Genomic DNA, 16900 nt, shown 5'->3' with positions numbered 1-16900 from the left:
ATTGATTTGGAAACAGCTACTTCTCATAGAAACTCTATCTGTGAAATTGGTATTGCTATTGTAAAGAACTCTAAAATAATTGAGAGTAAATCATGGCTTGTTAAACCAGAAGATAATAGGTATGATTACTTTAATATCTGCATCCACCATATCACTCCAGAAATGACCGAATATGCTCCCCCATTCCCTATAGTATGGAAGGAAGTTGAGACTTATTTAACCAACAATGTAGTTGTCGCCCATAATAGTAGTTTCGATATGTATGTCCTAAAAGACACATTTCTTGCCAATAATATACCATTCCCAACATTTAAACACTTCTGTTCCTATAGAACCGCTAAATATATAGTAAAGGGCTGTAGTAGTTATTCTCTACCCAATATATGCAAAGCTTTAGCAATACCATTCGGCACTCACCACAGAGCAGAAGGAGATTCTATCGGTTGTGCAAATGTATTTATTAAATGCTTGGAACTAGCAGAAATCCATTCACTGGAAGAATTACAAGATAAATATAACTTTAGATGTGGTGAATTTACCATTAATTCCTTTATACCACAATCAACTAGAAGTAGTAAATCGAAAAGTATCTCACGCTTCTAAGCCACAACAGCCAACAAACGTTAAAGTCAAGCACATCTGATAACATTGCTTGATGCCGAGGCCTGTGCCAAAATTGCATTACTTATTATTCCCGAACCAAAGAAAGCGAAACCGGCAAAAAAGGCTGATAAAGATACGCACGTCAGAGATTTATTTGATTGATTCAATTATCTTTCAATCGGTGACGACAAAAAAGGACAAATAAAAAACACTACAACTATTATTTCAATCAATAATAGCCGTAGTGTTTCTATGATAAAGTGCTAATTATGTACTCCGATTAGAGGATAGACTTAGCGATACCCATTTCCAAACCGCGAAGTTCCGCCAATCCGCGAAGGCGGCCTAAGCAAGAATATCCGGGGTTTGTTTTCTTCTTCAAGTCGTCAATCATCTGATGTCCGTGGTCGGGACGCATAGCGATAGAGCATTTACGACGTTGTTGCAGAAGGATAAGAGCCTTCATTACGCTGTACATATCTACATTTCCTTCCAAGTGGTTAGCTTCATAGAAGTTACCTTCTTCGTCACGTTGTGTACTGCGCAAATGTATGAAGTTCACACGGTCACCGAAACGTTCCATCATACCGGCAAGGTCATTATCGGCACGTACGCCGAAAGAACCTGTACACAGGCAAAGACCGTTGGATTCGTTAGGTACGGCTTCAATCAATTTCTTGAAATCCTCTTCCGTACTCAAGATACGCGGCAAGCCTAAGATTGTGTAAGGAGGGTCGTCCGGGTGAATCACCAACTTCACTCCTACTTCATCGGCTACGGGAGCAATTTCCTTCAAGAAGAAAATCAAGTTGGAACGAAGTTTTTCAGCGTCAATGTCATTGTAACGGTCGAGTGCTTCCTGGAATTGCTCTACTGTGAAGCTTTCTTCAGAACCCGGAAGTCCGGCAATCATATTGCGAACCAACAGTTTCTTATCGTCTTCGCTCATCTGTTCAAAACGAGCTTTTGCTTTAGCTATTTCTTCAGGAGTATAGTCTTTTTCCGCATTCGGACGTTTCAGGATAAAAAGGTCGAAAGCTACAAAAGCTGCTTTCTCAAAGCGGAGCGCTTTAGAACCGTCGGGCATTGTATAAGCAAGGTCAGTACGTGTCCAGTCCAATACAGGCATGAAGTTGTAGGTAACTACCATTACGCCACACTTCGCCAGGTTACGGATGCTTTCCTTGTAGTTTTCGATATATTTCATGAAGTCACCAGTCTGCGTCTTGATATGTTCGTGTACAGGTACACTTTCTACCACAGACCATGTCAGACCTACTTCTTCAATCATTTGCTTACGCTTCATGATTTCTTCCACTGTCCATACTTCACCATTCGGAATGTGATGAAGTGCGTTTACTATGCCAGTAGCGCCTGCCTGCTTAATATCCCACAAGCTCACCGGATCGTTAGGCCCATACCAGCGCCAAGTTTGTTCACATAAATACATATATAATTCCTATTTACAGATTACTGATTATGATTATTTTAGATAGAGAATGCGTCAAAACCACCGTCGATAACAGCTACTGTACCTGTCACGAAGTTAGAAGCATCACTAATCAGATAGTGGATTGTTCCATAAAGGTCTTCCGGTTCGCCAAAGCGGTTGAATGGAGTATGAGCAAGAATTGTCTTTGAGCGGTCGGTCAAAGAGCCGTCAGGGTTAGTCAATAATGTACGGTTCTGCTCAGTCAGGAAGAATCCCGGAGCGATAGCATTTACACGCAAGCCATTACCGAATTTCAGAGCCAGTTCGCCTGCCATATATTTAGTAAAGTTAGCGATAGCTGCTTTTGCCGCACCGTAACCAACTACACGAGTCAACGGACGAAGTGCCGATTCCGAGCAGAAGTTTACGATAGAACCCTTCTTCTGTTCTACCATGATTTCAGCAAATACCATTGTAGGTAATACTGTACCGAACAAGTTCAAGTCTACTACCTTTTTGAATGCGTCAATCTGCAAGTCGAAGAAAGTCTTGTCCGGTGCGATTGTTGCACCTGCCATATTACCGCCTGCAGCGTTCAACAGTACATCAATACGGCCATAGGCTTTCATGATTTCTACCTTGTTACCTTCCAGTACTTCCTTGTCCATTACATCAGTATAAAGGAACATAGCTTCGTTTCCTTCAGCCTTGATGCTCTCTACCAACGCTTTTCCCGCTTCTTCGCTTCTGTCGAGTACAACAACTTTTGCACCTTCCTTAGCGAGGTATGCAGCAATTCCTTTACCTAAAATTCCGGCTCCACCGGTGATAACAACGACTTTGTCCTTTACGTTAAATAATTCATTCATGGTTTCTAAAATTTATATGTTTACAGTTTATTGTTCAGATAATATTTCAAGTTCTCCTTGAGGAGAATATCTATCGGCATCAGGTTTACTTTTTCCGAATGTTGCTTGAATAGCAAATGACTACATAAAGACTTGATTCCTTCATACCCCTGTCGTTCGGGACGCTGTGCAACCAATGCGGTAATGACACCTTCCGAAAGTAATTGTGTATTTCTCTCGATAAGGTCATAACCTACCAGTTTCACCGATTGCATGGCTCTTGCTTTCAGATAATTCCCCAAAATATAGCAGGTAGAATTGAAAATAACAGCTCCTTCGATGTTGGGATTTGCTTCAAAGATTTCATCCAGTTTAGTGAAATTGTACACCGAGTCATTGATTTTCAACTCCACTTCATGCAGATTCCCGGTGAAGCCTATATCTTTCAGATAACGGCAAAATCCTTCCCTACGGTTTTTCCCCTGATTAGAGTCATTCTTTCCGCTATGGATGATTCGTGCCATGAGAATATCGGAAGCAGGAGAAATCCTGTCTGTCAGCAGTCTGGCGGCAATAACTCCGGCATCATAAGATTCCGTACCGAAATAGGCTAACTGATGCTGTCCCTCAATGTTGGAATCGACATAAATATAGGGAATCTCGTATCGGTCAAGTTCCCGCGAAAGCCGGATAACGGAATCGGTAAATAACGTAGCAATCAACACTCCGTCCACCTTTTCATCCAACAGATTACGGACTATATCATCAAAAGTCTTATTGTTATACTGGTCAAAGAAGAGTTTAGTAATCGTTATATTATAAGACTCCATCTCGGAAGCTGCCTTATCAATACCTTCTGAAATGGCTTCCCAATACTCTCCCTGAACAAAAGACGGGGTAATTGCAACAAAGTGATACTGCTTTTTGGACGCTAATGAACGTGCCATGAGATTCGGCTGATAATGAACCATCTCCAAAATAGTCTGCACCTTTTTCCTGTTTTCCTCAGATACCCGTCCACGATTATGAATGACCCTATCCACTGTACCGACGGAGACACCTGCCATTTTAGCAATGTCCACAATACGAATATTTGAGAATTCTTTGTCCATTCTTAATAAGTATCTTGTTTTTCGTCGACAAAAGTAAAATGAATTATTGAATTAAGCAATAGTGTGTGCGCACACACATGATAACACAACACCAATTATTATACTAATTATCAACTAATTACATCAAAACGAGTTTAAACACATATGTTGTTAAACATAAGAAAAAGTATAAAAGCAGCAAGAAAAAGTAGTCCCGAAAGGGAATAAAGAAGAGAAAAGAAAGACTTTTCATTCCGGAAAAGAATAAAAAAGAAGAGAAAAAACAACAATGTGTGTACGGACACACAAGAATATTCAATACAGATAAAAAACGAATGGAATGGAAAAGAAATTGGTAATCAATTAGATATTAACTGACTACCAATTCCGGGAATATTATTTCCCTAACTTTTCTTTTGCTTTTCCAGCCACTTTATCAGCTTCTTCTGCTACTTTATCAGCAATTTCAGCACCGGTTTCCACAGCTTTAAGTCCGAGATTCATTGCCTTTTTTTCTGCACAAGCCGCTGCCGCTTCAGCATCACGACCAATGCGGTGGATAGCATCATAAATATCACTTTCCAACTGCTTTGCTTTTGCTGTGCGTGAAAGACGATAAGCAACTGCACCGAGGATTGACCCGATTCCAAGTCCAATCCAGAAATTTCCATGTTTACATTCCATAATTAAGTTCAGTTTTTAGATTAAAAAATAATATATAGATTTCTTACTTAGCTTTTGAAAATAAAGAAGCAATCCATAATACAAGAATAGCCCCTACAGTAGAAGTTATCAAACTTCCGATCAATCCCGAAGCTGCAAGTCCGAAAAGGGCGAATACCCAACCACCTAACACACCTCCAAGAATACCAAGTAACAAATTTATGACAAGCCCAAAACCTCCGCCGCGCATAATTTTGCCTGCAAGGAATCCGGCCACAATACCAATAATAATATACCAAATAAAGCCCATATCATCCTCCTTTTTTATTTAACAACAGTAGGTGTGACGAATAGTTCAGTCAGTCAAAAATGAATTAACGACAATTTACAATCCTTAGTTTTAGGGGAGATATTACAAAGACTTTCTTCATATCATATAGAATTAATCGTAGTAAATATATTAAGAAACAGGAAGTTTACGTACCTTTGCAGCCAATTTTTTCAGGAACATCTCTAAAGAACAGGTATTATGGTACAGAATCAGGAACAACCCGTAGGAAAAATAACATTCTCCATTTTAATCGCATTGAGTCTTTCACACTGCCTCAACGACCTTTTACAATCCGTAGTTTCAGCAGCTTATCCACTATTCAAAGATGATTTAGGACTGAGTTTTGCCCAAATCGGTCTTATCACATTGGTTTATCAACTTTCGGCATCAGTCTTTCAACCAATTACCGGAATCATTTTTGATAAATATCCCGTTGCATGGTCGTTACCTATAGGAATGAGTTTTACAATGATAGGTTTGATAAACTTAGCCCTTTCCGATACTCTTCATTGGATATTAATATCTGTCTTTTTAATCGGAATCGGTTCTTCCGTATTGCATCCGGAAGCCTCGCGTATCACATTCCTTGCTTCGGGCGGGAAACGCGGGTTGGCACAGTCACTCTTTCAGGTAGGCGGCAATTTCGGCGGTTCATTAGGTCCTCTACTGGTAGCTCTGCTGGTAGCCCCTTATGGAAGACAACATCTTCTTATATTCGCATTTGTCGCGTTGGCGGCTATTGCTGTCATGTATCCGATATGCAAATGGTATAAGGCTTACCTCAATCGGATGAAGGCTCAGACTGTCAGTGTCAGAAAGCCGGTTCATCTCCCTTTGCCTATGGACAAAACGGCTATCTCTATTGGGATATTATTGATATTGATTTTCTCGAAATATATCTATATGGCAAGTTTGACCAGTTACTATACGTTTTATCTGATTCATAAATTCAATGTTACGGTACAGGAATCACAGCTATATTTATTTATATTCTTGGTTGCTACGGCTATCGGAACATTGGTTGGCGGACCTGTGGGCGACCGCGTGGGGCGGAAGTATGTTATTTGGGCTTCAATTCTGGGAGCTGCCCCATTCAGTTTATTAATGCCTCACGCTAATTTGGTATGGACTATTATCCTTAGTTTCTGTGTGGGATTGATGCTTTCTTCCGCTTTCCCTGCCATATTACTTTATGCGCAAGAACTGCTTCCTACCAAACTTGGACTAATATCAGGACTGTTCTTTGGATTTGCTTTCGGAGTTGCCGGTGTTGCATCGGCTGTGCTTGGCAACTTGGCGGACAAGACGAGTATTGAGTATGTTTATAATATATGTGCTTATATGCCGTTGCTGGGACTGGTCACGTTCTTTCTGCCTAATTTGAAAAAACAGAAAATATAAGATAAGATCCTCAATATAGAAAATAGTCGGCACGCATCCTCACGATGCATGCCGACTCACAAGTTAAGGTCAAAGTCAAAAAATTAAGAGAGCTATTTATATGTTAGGATTAGCATTAATTTCTTTTTGCGGGATAGCATACAAATAATAAGTGCTATTTACTATAAACGGCTTTCCGTTCGGGAAGTTAAGAAACCAATGTCCCAATGGATTACGTTTGGCAAAGCTACCATCTTCCTGCCAACAGTCTACTTCCATTTTTTGTTCATCTTCCGACAAGGCTATACGCTCCACAGCTTTTTGTGTACGAAGTACATCTGTAATACCAAATCCTTCTCCCCAAAGTTCGCGGCGACGTTCCATCAGAATCTCATTGATTACATCTTCCTGTGATTTTCCCGTTACCTCATAATCCCCTACTCCACGGGCATTACGCAACGTGTTCAAGGGTGCAACAGCCTGCGCCAACGCCACGCCATCGCGTACTTTTGCTTCAGCTTCTATCAAATACATTTCAGCAGCACGCATCAAGACCAAGTCAGCCGTATCATCTGCACGCATATGGAATTTCTTATATCCCAAATATCCTTCACGCATCCACTGAAACAAAGGCAAACGAATATCACCTTCGGTAAAGGTATCTTTTAAATGAGGATCAGCCATAAAACTGCTATAAGCTCCGACGTATGTGGCATCCAAATAATAGAAGTTATAGCTGGCGTCCGATTGGGAAGGTATTTGAGGGAATCCCCATATCCATTCCTTATTGGATATATTATTAAAACCTTCGTACTCGGCAGTAGTTGTCATCAATGTATAGCCTGCACGAGCGGCTTCAGCAACTTTTGCAGCTTCTTTCCACTGTCCGGTCAGCAAGTAGGCACGAGCCAGAAGGCCGTTGACGACTGCTACATTCGGCTTGAACTTCTGGTTATCACCACTGCGAACATAGTTTTTCAAATAATCCTGCGCCAAGTTCAAATCGTCAAAAATACGCTGGTAAACCTGTGCCACTGTCGATTTTCCTTTCGGTACCGTCTCATTATTACTCGGTTCGGTATAAATAGGAACACAAGGTGCATCCTTATCCTTCAAATAGGTAAATTGATAATGCTGTACCAGATGCAAATAGCAAAAAGCACGCAATGCCAATGCTTGTCCCTGTACCTGTCGGAGTTCTTCCGAATCCCCCTTGATAGAAATGGCAGTATTACAATTATCTATCGTTTTATATATCAGATACCAGGCAAACTCTGTTCTACTGTTCGAAGAAAGTGCTATATCATTAAACTGATACGAAGAATTAAAACCATATTTCGGACGGGAAACAACATCACTTGCCATCATATCATCCAGACACTGAAGCGCCCGATAGCCAATATTGGCATAGGTACTTGAATAATCGAACAGATTATACCAGGCACCATTTACAAGTGCTTCCGCATTTTCGGGTACAGATACCTTATCCGAACTTACCGCATCTGTGGGATCTGTATCCAAAAAGCTACTGCTACAGCTCGTTGCCAGAAAAAGGCCGGCGACTGCTGCAAGAATGGATTGAATTTTTATTTTTCTCATAATTTAGTCTGAATTTAGAAAGAAACGTTGATACCGCCGGAAATGGTTCGCATAGCCGGATAACGGTAATAAGTGATACCGGTAATTCCCTGTTCAGGGTCTAGTCCCTGATTCCGGTGAATGGTAAACAGATTATCTCCTTGTACATATACCTGCACACTGCTCAATGACAACTTACTAATCCATTGTTTGGGCAAGTTATAAGAAAGCGTCAGGTTTTTCAATCGCATATACGAATTATTCTGCAAGAAACGGGTAGAAGCCGAGTTCCAGTTATTAGAAGTAGTACTCAAGGCAGGAACATCTGTATAACGATTGTCGGGCGTCCATCTTTTTAGAATCTCCGTCGACCAGTCGCGTCCTTCCAAGCTACCATTGTGCAGAATCATCGTAATATCACGATTGTAGATATATCCACCGATACTATAGGCAAAGATGGCCGAAAGATCGAATCCTTTCCAGGAAAGAGACGTATTGAATCCGCCATACACCTTCGGAAGAGACGACTTATTGACATAATAATAGTCAGCCGAACTATAATCGTTTGTTGTGACACGTCTTCCGGTCGGATTTTTATTTGCATCTTTCTCATCCATATACCACAGCGGATCTCCATTTTCCGGATCTACTCCTGCCCACTCTATCATGTAGAAATCGTAGACCGAACGGCCTACCTGCAACTTGTTCACGCCACTTCTCGGCATATCCTTCAAAGGAAGGTCCGTCACCTTATTCTTATAATGCGTCAGGTTCATTCCCAGTTTCCATACCCAACCGTTCTGATTAATAATCGTTCCGTTAAGAACCATTTCAATACCCGTATTTTTTAACGCTCCCACGTTTTCGTCAATAGAGCCATATCCCAAAGAAGGAGCTATCGGACGCGAATAAAGCAAATCTTTCGAACGACGGGTAAAGAAGTCGAACGAACCGGAAAAACGGTTGTTAAACAGAGAAAAATCGATGCCGACATTAAAGTTCAGGTTCGTTTCCCATTTCAGATTCGGGGTTGCCATACGGTCGGACACTAACGCATTTTCTCCCAAGTTGGAAACAATGGCATAAAGTCCCTTACTTGCATAGTAAGTACCGAGGTTGTCATTTCCCTGCGCACCGTAACTCATCTTCAGAGTCAAGGCAGACAACCAGTCGGAAGTACTTGCCATAAACTCTTCCCGGTCGATACGCCAGGAAGTACCCAGCGACCAGAAATTTCCCCAGCGAGTCTCCGGCGCAAAACGTGAAGAGCCGTCACGACGATAGGATGCCGAGAAGAAGTATTTATTTTGATAATCGTATAATGCTTGGGTCAGATAACCCACCAACGCATAATCAATGCGATATCCCGAACCTCCGGTCAACTGTGAACCGACTACCAGCTCCGGCATATCAGGCTGCGCCATTTTGGAACGTGATGCCGTCAGTTCATCGTAGCGGTAAGAATAAGCCTCCACACCGGCAAGGACATTGAAATGATGTTCACCGATTGTTTTGTCATACGTGGCGATATTGTTCCAAGTCCAGGAGAAAGTACGGGTGTTCATTCGGCTGGAGCCACCCCCGTTTTCCTTGGCAGGGCCTAACTTTGGATTTGTATAATCCAACGTATTGTAGTTTATTAAATCGAAATTAAAACTTGTCTTGAATTTCAATCCTTCTATAATCGTAGCTTCCAGGAAAGTACGGCCGGAAACTTCATCCTTCATTCGCTCTGATTTATCCAAAGGTAAAGTAGCCGGCAGATTCCAGTTTGCCATCGAACCGGAAGGACGATAGGAACCGAAATCATAAATGCGGTCTCCATTCTCATCCAATTTGTAACTACCGTCGATATTCATTTCATAAATCGGATAAAATCCCGGCATGGTACGTCCTGCGGTAATCACATTACTGGTTTTGGAGTCGGAAGAAACCGGATAATTCTGCATGGAATGTGCAAAACTCAGATTGACTCCTCCCTTCAACCAAGAAGTCATTTCGCTGGTGATATTCGAACGAAGATTAAAACGCTGGTAACCGGATTCGAGTGCAATACCTTTGTCATTCAGGTATCCGGCAGAAAAGAAATACTGATTGGCTTTACCGCCACCGGAAACACTTAGATTCAATTCTGTGCGAAGTGCCTGCTGTTCCATAGCGTCACTCCAGTCTGAATTCCATAACGGACGGGCACCCGCCACCAGTTTACCATCTGTACCGACCGGTTGTGCATATTGCGGTCCATAAGGATTGGGACCTCCACCCATCAATTTCGTTACCAATTCCTTGGAAGCCTGTGCGGCAGCAGTTGCGGGAGTATAATCCGAGCTTTTGGCATACTGATTGCGCAATGCTTCCCAATACAGTTCAAAGTACTGGTTCGTGCTGACACGGTCATAATCACGGACAGCGCGATTGGAACCTCCTAAAGACGCTTTCACTTTCACCGTTGCCTTTGAGTCCTGTTGTCCCTGCTTGGTAGTGATGATAATCACTCCATTCGCACCACGTGAACCATATAAGGCAGCCGAAGCGGCATCTTTCAAAACAGTCATCGAAGATATATCATCGGGATTGATAGAGTTGACGCTACCGTCGAACGGAACCCCGTCCACCACATACAACGGAGCACTGGAAGCATTGATAGAGCCGATACCACGAATACGGATTTCCGCATCTGTACCTGGCTGACCGCTTGCAGCACTCGCCTGTACCCCGGACACCGTACCTTCGAGTACACGCGACACACTGGAAGTCTGTAACTTCTCAATCTCTCCTGCCTTCATTGTCGAAGCAGCCCCGGTAAAGCTATATTTCTTGGCGGTAGCATAAGCTACTACCATCACCTCTTCCAATTCCTTGCTTTCAGATTCCAGCGTAACATTAATCACATTCCGGTTATTGACCGGTTGTTCCACTGTCCTCATTCCTACAAAGCGGAAAACTAATGTACCGTTAACGGGAGCTTCGATAGAGTAATTCCCATCAATATCGGTAATGGTGCCGGAAGAAGCTCCTTTCAGTTGTACGGAGACACCGGGCAGAGGTTCCCCTTCGGAACTGACTGTGCCCGTCACGCGTTTTTCCTGCTGCGCTTCCGCATACACATTTCCTGCGAAAAGCAGCAGAAACGCTACTAATAAACGTAAATAGATTCTCATAATTTTGTGGCTTAAGATTTATTTGCTTGCTGTAACTAACAGTATATAGAAGTTTTTTGTTTAGGAAACGAAACATTTTTTAGATGATTGTTAGCATAAATCAGCGAAAGATAGTACTTTCGTAAAACCAAAAACATCTATAACGGCTACGAAAAAGTGTATGGTAAGACAGATTATTTTATATATTTCTCTGTTATTGTCACTCTCCTTACAGGCACAACCTGGAAAGGAGAATATTTCTGTAACCGACAGCGTGCAGGAAGATTCTGTAAGTATCGCCAAACCAAACGCTTTCAAAAGAGCTATCAAGAAATTCATGAATTTCAGTGATTTTGATACGCTTTACATCACTCCCAACCGCTACAATTATGCGTTAATGACTACGCATTTCAGCAACTTCGAGTATTATTCGGTCACCAGTGAGTTGCCCCAGCCACAGAAACTCAGTTTTTCTCCAAATCCACATAACAAGATAGGACTATACTTCGGTTGGAGATGGATTTTTCTGGGATGGTCTGTCGATGTCGATGATATTTATCGTAAGACAAACCGCAAGAATAAAGGGACAGAGTTTGATTTAAGCCTTTACAGTTCCAAGTTGGGCGTAGACATCTTCTACCGCCGTACGGGTAACAATTATAAGATTCATAAAATCAGGGGATTCTATGACGAGATTCCTTCCAATTATTCCGAAAACTTCAACGGATTGAAAGTGGATATCAAAGGACTGAATTTATATTATATATTCAATAACCGGAAGTTCTCTTATCCTGCCGCTTTCAGCCAGTCGACCAACCAACGGCGTAATGCAGGAACATTCATCGCAGGTTTCTCTATCTCCAAACATAATCTTGACTTTGATTATCAGCAACTGCCGGAATATATACAGGAGAGAATGAATCCCGGAATGAAAGTCAACAAGATAAAATATACCAATGCCAATATCAGTTTCGGCTATGCCTACAACTGGGTATTCGCACGCAATTGCCTGGCATGTCTCTCTCTCACCCCCGCCATTGCCTATAAGGCTTCCGACGTAGACGCGGAAACCCACGAAGGAAAACAATGGTACAGCAAGTTCAATCTCGATTTTCTGATTCGTGCAGGCATTGTCTACAATAACGGGAAATATTTTGTCGGCTCGTCTTTTGTAGGGAAAAACTATAATTACCACCGGAACAATTTCTCATTGGACAACGGATTCGGTACACTTCAGATATATGCAGGGTTCAACTTCCATTTGCGCAAGGAATACAGGAAGAAGAAATAAAAATGCATACATCAGAAAGCGCAAACTTGCTTGCTTATCCAAAGAATCTTTGTACATTTGCCCCGTTCTTTTCTTTAAAAACAAGAACTAAATGAAAAAACAACGTCATATACAGACCACACGCACCTTTCTTTCCCGCTTCCGCTACTGGGGCAGAAAGAATTATGCCGCTTTCGCGAGCATGGGACGTGAATTCCAAATCGGTCATCTGCATATCAATGTGGTGGACGTTGCCCTTCGCAAGCAGAATGCTGCACAAACTATCCCTTATCATACATTTATGACACTTCAAGAAATCAAAGACCAAGTGTTGGCAGGCATAGACATATCGCCCGACCAAGCCGCTTGGCTGGCCAACATGGCCGACAGCGAGGCGCTTTATGCCGCCGCGCATGAGATAACCGTCGCACGTGCTTCGCACGACTTCGACATGTGTTCCATCATCAACGCCAAGTCCGGCAGATGTCCGGAGAACTGTAAATGGTGTGCACAATCCTCTCACTACAAGACGCAAGCCGAGGTCTACGACCTCCTTCCCGCCGAAGAATGTCTCCGACAGGCAAAATATAATGAAGCCCAAGACGTCAACCGTTTCTCCCTCGTCACCAGCGGACGGAAGCCCTCTCCCAAACAGATTAGCCAACTTTGTGATACAGTCCGCCATATGCGGCGGCACTCATCGATTCAGCTTTGCGCTTCGCTAGGCTTGCTCGACGAAGAAGAACTGCGTTCTCTGCATGAAGCAGGCATAACCCGCTATCACTGTAATCTGGAAACTGCTCCTTCCTACTTTTCAACGCTCTGCTCCACTCATACACAGGAACAGAAACTTGCTACTCTCGACGCTGCGCGCCGTGTAGGAATGGATATTTGCTGTGGTGGTATCATCGGTATGGGAGAAACGATGGAACAACGGATTGAATTCGCTTTCACTCTGGAAGAACTGAATGTCCAGTCCATTCCTATCAACCTGCTAAGTCCGATACCCGGAACACCGTTGGAAAACGAAAAGCCTCTAAGTGAAGAAGAGATTCTCAGGACGATTGCCTTGTTCCGTTTCATCAATCCGACGGCCTTTCTGCGTTTTGCCGGCGGACGTTCTCAACTCTCTTCTGAAGCTATGCGCAAGGCATTGTATATCGGCATCAATTCCGCTATTGTGGGTGACCTGCTGACGACGCTAGGTTCTAAAGTTTCGGAAGACAAGAAGATGATCCAGGAAGAAGGGTATCATTTCGCAAGTTCACAGTTCGACCGCGAACATATATGGCATCCCTATACTTCTACTACCGACCCGCTTCCGGTTTATAAAGTGAAACAGGCGGATGGTGCTACCATTACCCTTGAAGACGGACGGACACTTATTGAAGGAATGTCATCCTGGTGGTGTGCCGTGCATGGATACAATCATCCGGTATTGAACCAGGCGGCAAAAGACCAACTGGATAAAATGTCTCATGTGATGTTCGGTGGATTGACACATGAACCCGCTATTAAATTGGGGAAATTACTATTACCATTGGTTCCGCCATCCATGCAGAAGATATTCTATGCAGACTCCGGTTCAGTAGCCGTTGAAGTTGCCTTGAAGATGGCTGTACAATACTGGTATGCAGCAGGAAAACCTGATAAGAATAATTTTGTAACTATCCGCTCCGGCTATCATGGTGATACCTGGAATGCCATGTCCGTATGCGACCCGGTGACGGGAATGCATAGCCTCTTCGGCCCGGCACTTCCCGTCCGTCATTTTGTTCCGGCTCCGACTTCCCGATTTGACGGGGAGTGGAATCCTGAAGATATTATCCCTTTGCGGGAGACGATTGAAAAACATTCGGAAGAATTAGCGGCACTGATTCTTGAACCGATTGTGCAGGGAGCAGGTGGTATGTGGTTTTATCATCCGCAATACCTGCACGAAGCGGAAAAGCTCTGCCGGGAACACGGACTTCTTCTCATCTTCGATGAAATAGCAACGGGATTCGGACGGACAGGCAAACTGTTTGCCTGGGAACACGCCGGAGTAGAACCGGATATTATGTGTATCGGAAAAGCATTGACCGGCGGATATATGACGCTTTCTGCGGTTTTGGCAAGTAATCAGGTGGCAGATACCATCTCCAACCATGCGCCGGGGGCCTTTATGCACGGGCCTACCTTTATGGGAAATCCACTCGCTTGTGCGGTGGCTTGCGCATCAGTCCGCTTGCTGATTGAATCCGGTTGGCAGGAGAATGTAAAACGAATCGAAGCCCAATTAAAAGAAGAATTGGCACCTGCACGGGAGTTGCCACAAGTAGCTGATGTAAGGATACTAGGGGCAATCGGAGTCATTGAAATGAAGCGTCTGGTGAATATGGCATATATGCAACAACGCTTTGTGGAAGAAGGAATTTGGGTACGTCCATTCGGCAAACTGGTTTATCTGATGCCGCCTTTCATGATTACTCCCAAACAACTAAGTAAATTGACTTCCGGATTACTCAAAGTTATTCAAAAAAGATGACATACAAAGGCAAGATTTTCTCATCTTCTCCCTAAAGTTCGTTCCTCGGTGAGCAAAGGGCTGTTCCTCGGTGAGGAAAGGGGCGTTCCCCGGTGAGGAAGACTGCCTTCATCGGTGAGGAACTTACAGGGTATTCCGTAGATACAATAAGTATCTCATAAACAATAAATTATGTTTTCTATTCATCCGATAATCAATACCAGTTATTAAAAATCATAAATAATGACATTAGACTTTATAAATCAGGAGCTTCTTGTTCTAAAAGAAAAGAAGAACTATCGCTCTCTCCCACCACTTATCCACGATGGACGGGATATTATTCTAAACGGGCAACGGATGGTGAACCTGTCTTCCAATGATTATCTCGGACTGGCTAATGACCTGTCGCTAAGAGAGGAATTCTTAAAAACAATAACTCCTGAAACATTTCTGCCTACCTCTTCTTCTTCCCGGCTGCTTACAGGCAATTTCACGGATTATCAGGAGTTGGAACAACAACTGGCAACCATGTTCGGAACAGAAAGCGCACTTATATTCAATAGTGGTTATCATGCCAATACAGGGATTCTTCCTGCCGTCAGCAATGCGCAGACATTGATTCTTGCGGACAAACTGGTACACGCCAGTTTGATAGACGGAATCAGGTTGTCATCTGCAAAATGTATCCGGTATCGCCACAATGACTTATCCCAATTGCAACGACTGATTTCTGAGAATCACAACGCATATGAGCAAATCATTATTGTCACCGAAAGCATCTTTAGCATGGACGGAGACGAAGCCGACCTTCGCGCTCTTGTCCAATTAAAAAAGGACTATTCCAATATTCTTCTTTATGTGGACGAAGCACATGCTTTCGGCGTACGGGGAGACAACGGATTAGGATGCGCTGAAGAACAGGACTGTATCAACGATATAGACTTTCTGGTAGGAACATTCGGGAAAGCGATAGCCTCAGCAGGCGCTTACATTGTCTGCCGACAAGTTATCCGGGAATATCTAATCAACAAGATGCGCACGTTTATATTCACAACAGCCCTTCCGCCTATAAATATTCAATGGACTTCGTGGATATTAAAACATCTGCCCGCTCTCCAACAGAAGAGAACTCATTTGCTGCGAATCAGCAACAAACTAAAGACTGCGCTTGCCGACAAAGGATATAACTGCCCTTCGGTAAGCCATATTGTCCCTATGATTGTCGGAGCAAGTGAAAATACTATATGCAAAGCAGAAGAAATCCAACGCAAAGGATTCTACGCATTGCCTGTACGTCCGCCTACGGTTCCCGAAGGGACATCACGTATCCGCTTCTCATTGACAGCGGACATCACCGAACATGAAATCGACCAACTTATAAAACTGATAAACGGATGAAACAACATTTTATCATAAAGAACAATCAAAAGCATCTACTGCTTTTCTTCGCAGGCTGGGGAATGGATGAAACTCCATTTTTGCAAATCCGACCGACCGATAAGGATTGGATGATTTGCTATGATTATCGTTCATTGGAGTTCGATGCCGGCATCTTACAGGAGTATTCCGAAATCACCCTCATCGCCTGGTCAATGGGAGTATGGGCAGCTTCTCAGATAATGAAACAATATCCATCCCTGCCCCTCTTCCAAAGTATCGCTATCAACGGCACTCTTTATCCTATACACGAAACGAAAGGGATTACCCCTTCCATTTTCGAAGGAACCCTGCAAGGATTGAACGAACAATCCCTGCAAAAGTTTCAAAGACGCATGTGTGGCTCAATAGCCGATTACAAGGCTTTTCAGACAGTAGCTCCCCAACGTCCCGTTGAAGAACTTAAAGAAGAGCTTGCTGCCATACAAAAGCAATACTTATCATTGCCACCGTCGGACTTTACATGGCAAAGAGCCATCATAGGAAAGAACGACCGTATCTTCCTGCCGGATAACCAATGGCTGGCATGGAGAAATAAAGTGGATTCCCTTGAATATGCAGAAGCCGCCCACTATCAACAAGAACTCTTTCATAACGTAATCATGCAAATCAACTAATTAT

The 16900-nt window shown here is 43.1% G+C and carries 13 protein-coding genes and 1 pseudogene; 7 read left to right on the top strand and 7 right to left on the bottom strand.

The genetic code is table 11. The features are described from left to right. Positions 1–603, top strand: a 603-nt coding sequence (locus RDN93_RS16240; RefSeq protein ID WP_308746489.1) for an exonuclease domain-containing protein, incomplete at its 5' end; no start/stop codon positions are given. A 33-nt stretch (positions 604–636) separates the two neighbouring features. After that, positions 637–765, top strand: a pseudogene (locus RDN93_RS16235) (DNA polymerase III subunit epsilon); the annotation flags it as partial. 118 nt (positions 766–883) lie between these two features. Here the strand turns inward: RDN93_RS16235 and uxuA are convergent. The 5 genes from uxuA to RDN93_RS16210 all read right to left on the bottom strand — a co-directional run bounded on the left by uxuA (position 884) and on the right by RDN93_RS16210 (position 4947). Continuing rightward, the gene (gene uxuA, locus RDN93_RS16230) at positions 884–2053 is read right to left on the bottom strand and encodes a mannonate dehydratase (protein ID WP_308746488.1); all 1170 of its coding nucleotides are present in this window, start codon (positions 2051–2053) and stop codon (positions 884–886) included. A gap of 38 nt (positions 2054–2091) precedes the next feature. After that, a complete protein-coding gene (locus RDN93_RS16225; protein WP_308746487.1) occupies positions 2092–2904 on the bottom strand; it encodes an SDR family oxidoreductase in 813 nt (270 codons plus the stop codon). A gap of 20 nt (positions 2905–2924) precedes the next feature. Further along, positions 2925–3995, bottom strand: coding sequence for a substrate-binding domain-containing protein (locus RDN93_RS16220; RefSeq protein ID WP_308746486.1), 1071 nt, complete (start codon positions 3993–3995; stop codon positions 2925–2927). Between the two features lie 375 nt (positions 3996–4370). Beyond that, positions 4371–4658 (bottom strand): YtxH domain-containing protein, encoded by a 288-nt coding sequence (locus RDN93_RS16215; protein ID WP_308746485.1) that lies wholly within the window; start codon positions 4656–4658, stop codon positions 4371–4373. A 43-nt stretch (positions 4659–4701) separates the two neighbouring features. Next, positions 4702–4947: a GlsB/YeaQ/YmgE family stress response membrane protein gene (locus RDN93_RS16210; RefSeq protein WP_308746484.1), complete on the bottom strand. Its 246-nt coding sequence runs from the start codon at positions 4945–4947 to the stop codon at positions 4702–4704. Between the two features lie 219 nt (positions 4948–5166). Here RDN93_RS16210 and RDN93_RS16205 point away from each other — a divergent pair, with 219 nt between their 5' ends. Continuing rightward, entirely contained in the window at positions 5167–6369 is a 1203-nt protein-coding gene (locus RDN93_RS16205) for an MFS transporter (RefSeq protein WP_308746483.1), read from the top strand. Positions 6370–6465: 96 nt separating this feature from the next. On the opposite strand, the gene RDN93_RS16200 is transcribed toward RDN93_RS16205, so the two are convergent. Then, on the bottom strand, positions 6466–7947 hold the full coding sequence (locus RDN93_RS16200) for a RagB/SusD family nutrient uptake outer membrane protein (RefSeq protein WP_308746482.1): 1482 nt from the start codon (positions 7945–7947) through the stop codon (positions 6466–6468). Between the two features lie 14 nt (positions 7948–7961). Then, the gene (locus tag RDN93_RS16195; protein ID WP_308746481.1) at positions 7962–11087 is read right to left on the bottom strand and encodes a TonB-dependent receptor; all 3126 of its coding nucleotides are present in this window, start codon (positions 11085–11087) and stop codon (positions 7962–7964) included. Positions 11088–11247: 160 nt separating this feature from the next. Here RDN93_RS16195 and RDN93_RS16190 point away from each other — a divergent pair, with 160 nt between their 5' ends. The 4 genes from RDN93_RS16190 to RDN93_RS16175 all read left to right on the top strand — a co-directional run bounded on the left by RDN93_RS16190 (position 11248) and on the right by RDN93_RS16175 (position 16896). Further along, positions 11248–12357: a DUF4421 domain-containing protein gene (locus tag RDN93_RS16190; protein WP_308746480.1), complete on the top strand. Its 1110-nt coding sequence runs from the start codon at positions 11248–11250 to the stop codon at positions 12355–12357. Between the two features lie 91 nt (positions 12358–12448). Continuing rightward, on the top strand, positions 12449–14863 hold the full coding sequence (bioA, locus tag RDN93_RS16185) for an adenosylmethionine--8-amino-7-oxononanoate transaminase (RefSeq protein WP_308746479.1): 2415 nt from the start codon (positions 12449–12451) through the stop codon (positions 14861–14863). A 222-nt stretch (positions 14864–15085) separates the two neighbouring features. Continuing rightward, on the top strand, positions 15086–16240 hold the full coding sequence (locus RDN93_RS16180) for an 8-amino-7-oxononanoate synthase (protein ID WP_308746478.1): 1155 nt from the start codon (positions 15086–15088) through the stop codon (positions 16238–16240). Then, on the top strand, positions 16237–16896 hold the full coding sequence (locus RDN93_RS16175) for a pimeloyl-ACP methyl esterase BioG family protein (protein ID WP_308746477.1): 660 nt from the start codon (positions 16237–16239) through the stop codon (positions 16894–16896). Before RDN93_RS16180 ends, RDN93_RS16175 begins: the two co-directional genes overlap by 4 nt. Positions 16897–16900: the final 4 nt, after the last annotated feature.

Origin of the sequence: uncultured Bacteroides sp., from assembly GCF_902491285.1 — a bacterium.
Lineage (GTDB): Bacteria > Bacteroidota > Bacteroidia > Bacteroidales > Bacteroidaceae > Bacteroides.
Note: the sequence above shows the minus strand (reverse complement) of the source record. Positions and strands in the feature narration are given on the sequence as shown.

Excerpts from the sequence above, each read along its gene's own strand:
- RDN93_RS16180 (WP_308746478.1), top strand. The coding sequence starts at position 15,086 with ATGACATTAGACTTTATAAATCAGGAGCTTCTTGTTCTAAAAGAAAAG.
- RDN93_RS16225 (WP_308746487.1), bottom strand. The coding sequence starts at position 2,904 with ATGAATGAATTATTTAACGTAAAGGACAAAGTCGTTGTTATCACCGGT.
- RDN93_RS16190 (WP_308746480.1), top strand. The coding sequence starts at position 11,248 with ATGGTAAGACAGATTATTTTATATATTTCTCTGTTATTGTCACTCTCC.
- RDN93_RS16215 (WP_308746485.1), bottom strand. The coding sequence starts at position 4,658 with ATGGAATGTAAACATGGAAATTTCTGGATTGGACTTGGAATCGGGTCA.
- RDN93_RS16205 (WP_308746483.1), top strand. The coding sequence starts at position 5,167 with ATGGTACAGAATCAGGAACAACCCGTAGGAAAAATAACATTCTCCATT.
- RDN93_RS16195 (WP_308746481.1), bottom strand. The coding sequence starts at position 11,087 with ATGAGAATCTATTTACGTTTATTAGTAGCGTTTCTGCTGCTTTTCGCA.
- uxuA (WP_308746488.1), bottom strand. The coding sequence starts at position 2,053 with ATGTATTTATGTGAACAAACTTGGCGCTGGTATGGGCCTAACGATCCG.
- bioA (WP_308746479.1), top strand. The coding sequence starts at position 12,449 with ATGAAAAAACAACGTCATATACAGACCACACGCACCTTTCTTTCCCGC.
- RDN93_RS16220 (WP_308746486.1), bottom strand. The coding sequence starts at position 3,995 with ATGGACAAAGAATTCTCAAATATTCGTATTGTGGACATTGCTAAAATG.
- RDN93_RS16200 (WP_308746482.1), bottom strand. The coding sequence starts at position 7,947 with ATGAGAAAAATAAAAATTCAATCCATTCTTGCAGCAGTCGCCGGCCTT.
- RDN93_RS16210 (WP_308746484.1), bottom strand. The coding sequence starts at position 4,947 with ATGGGCTTTATTTGGTATATTATTATTGGTATTGTGGCCGGATTCCTT.
- RDN93_RS16175 (WP_308746477.1), top strand. The coding sequence starts at position 16,237 with ATGAAACAACATTTTATCATAAAGAACAATCAAAAGCATCTACTGCTT.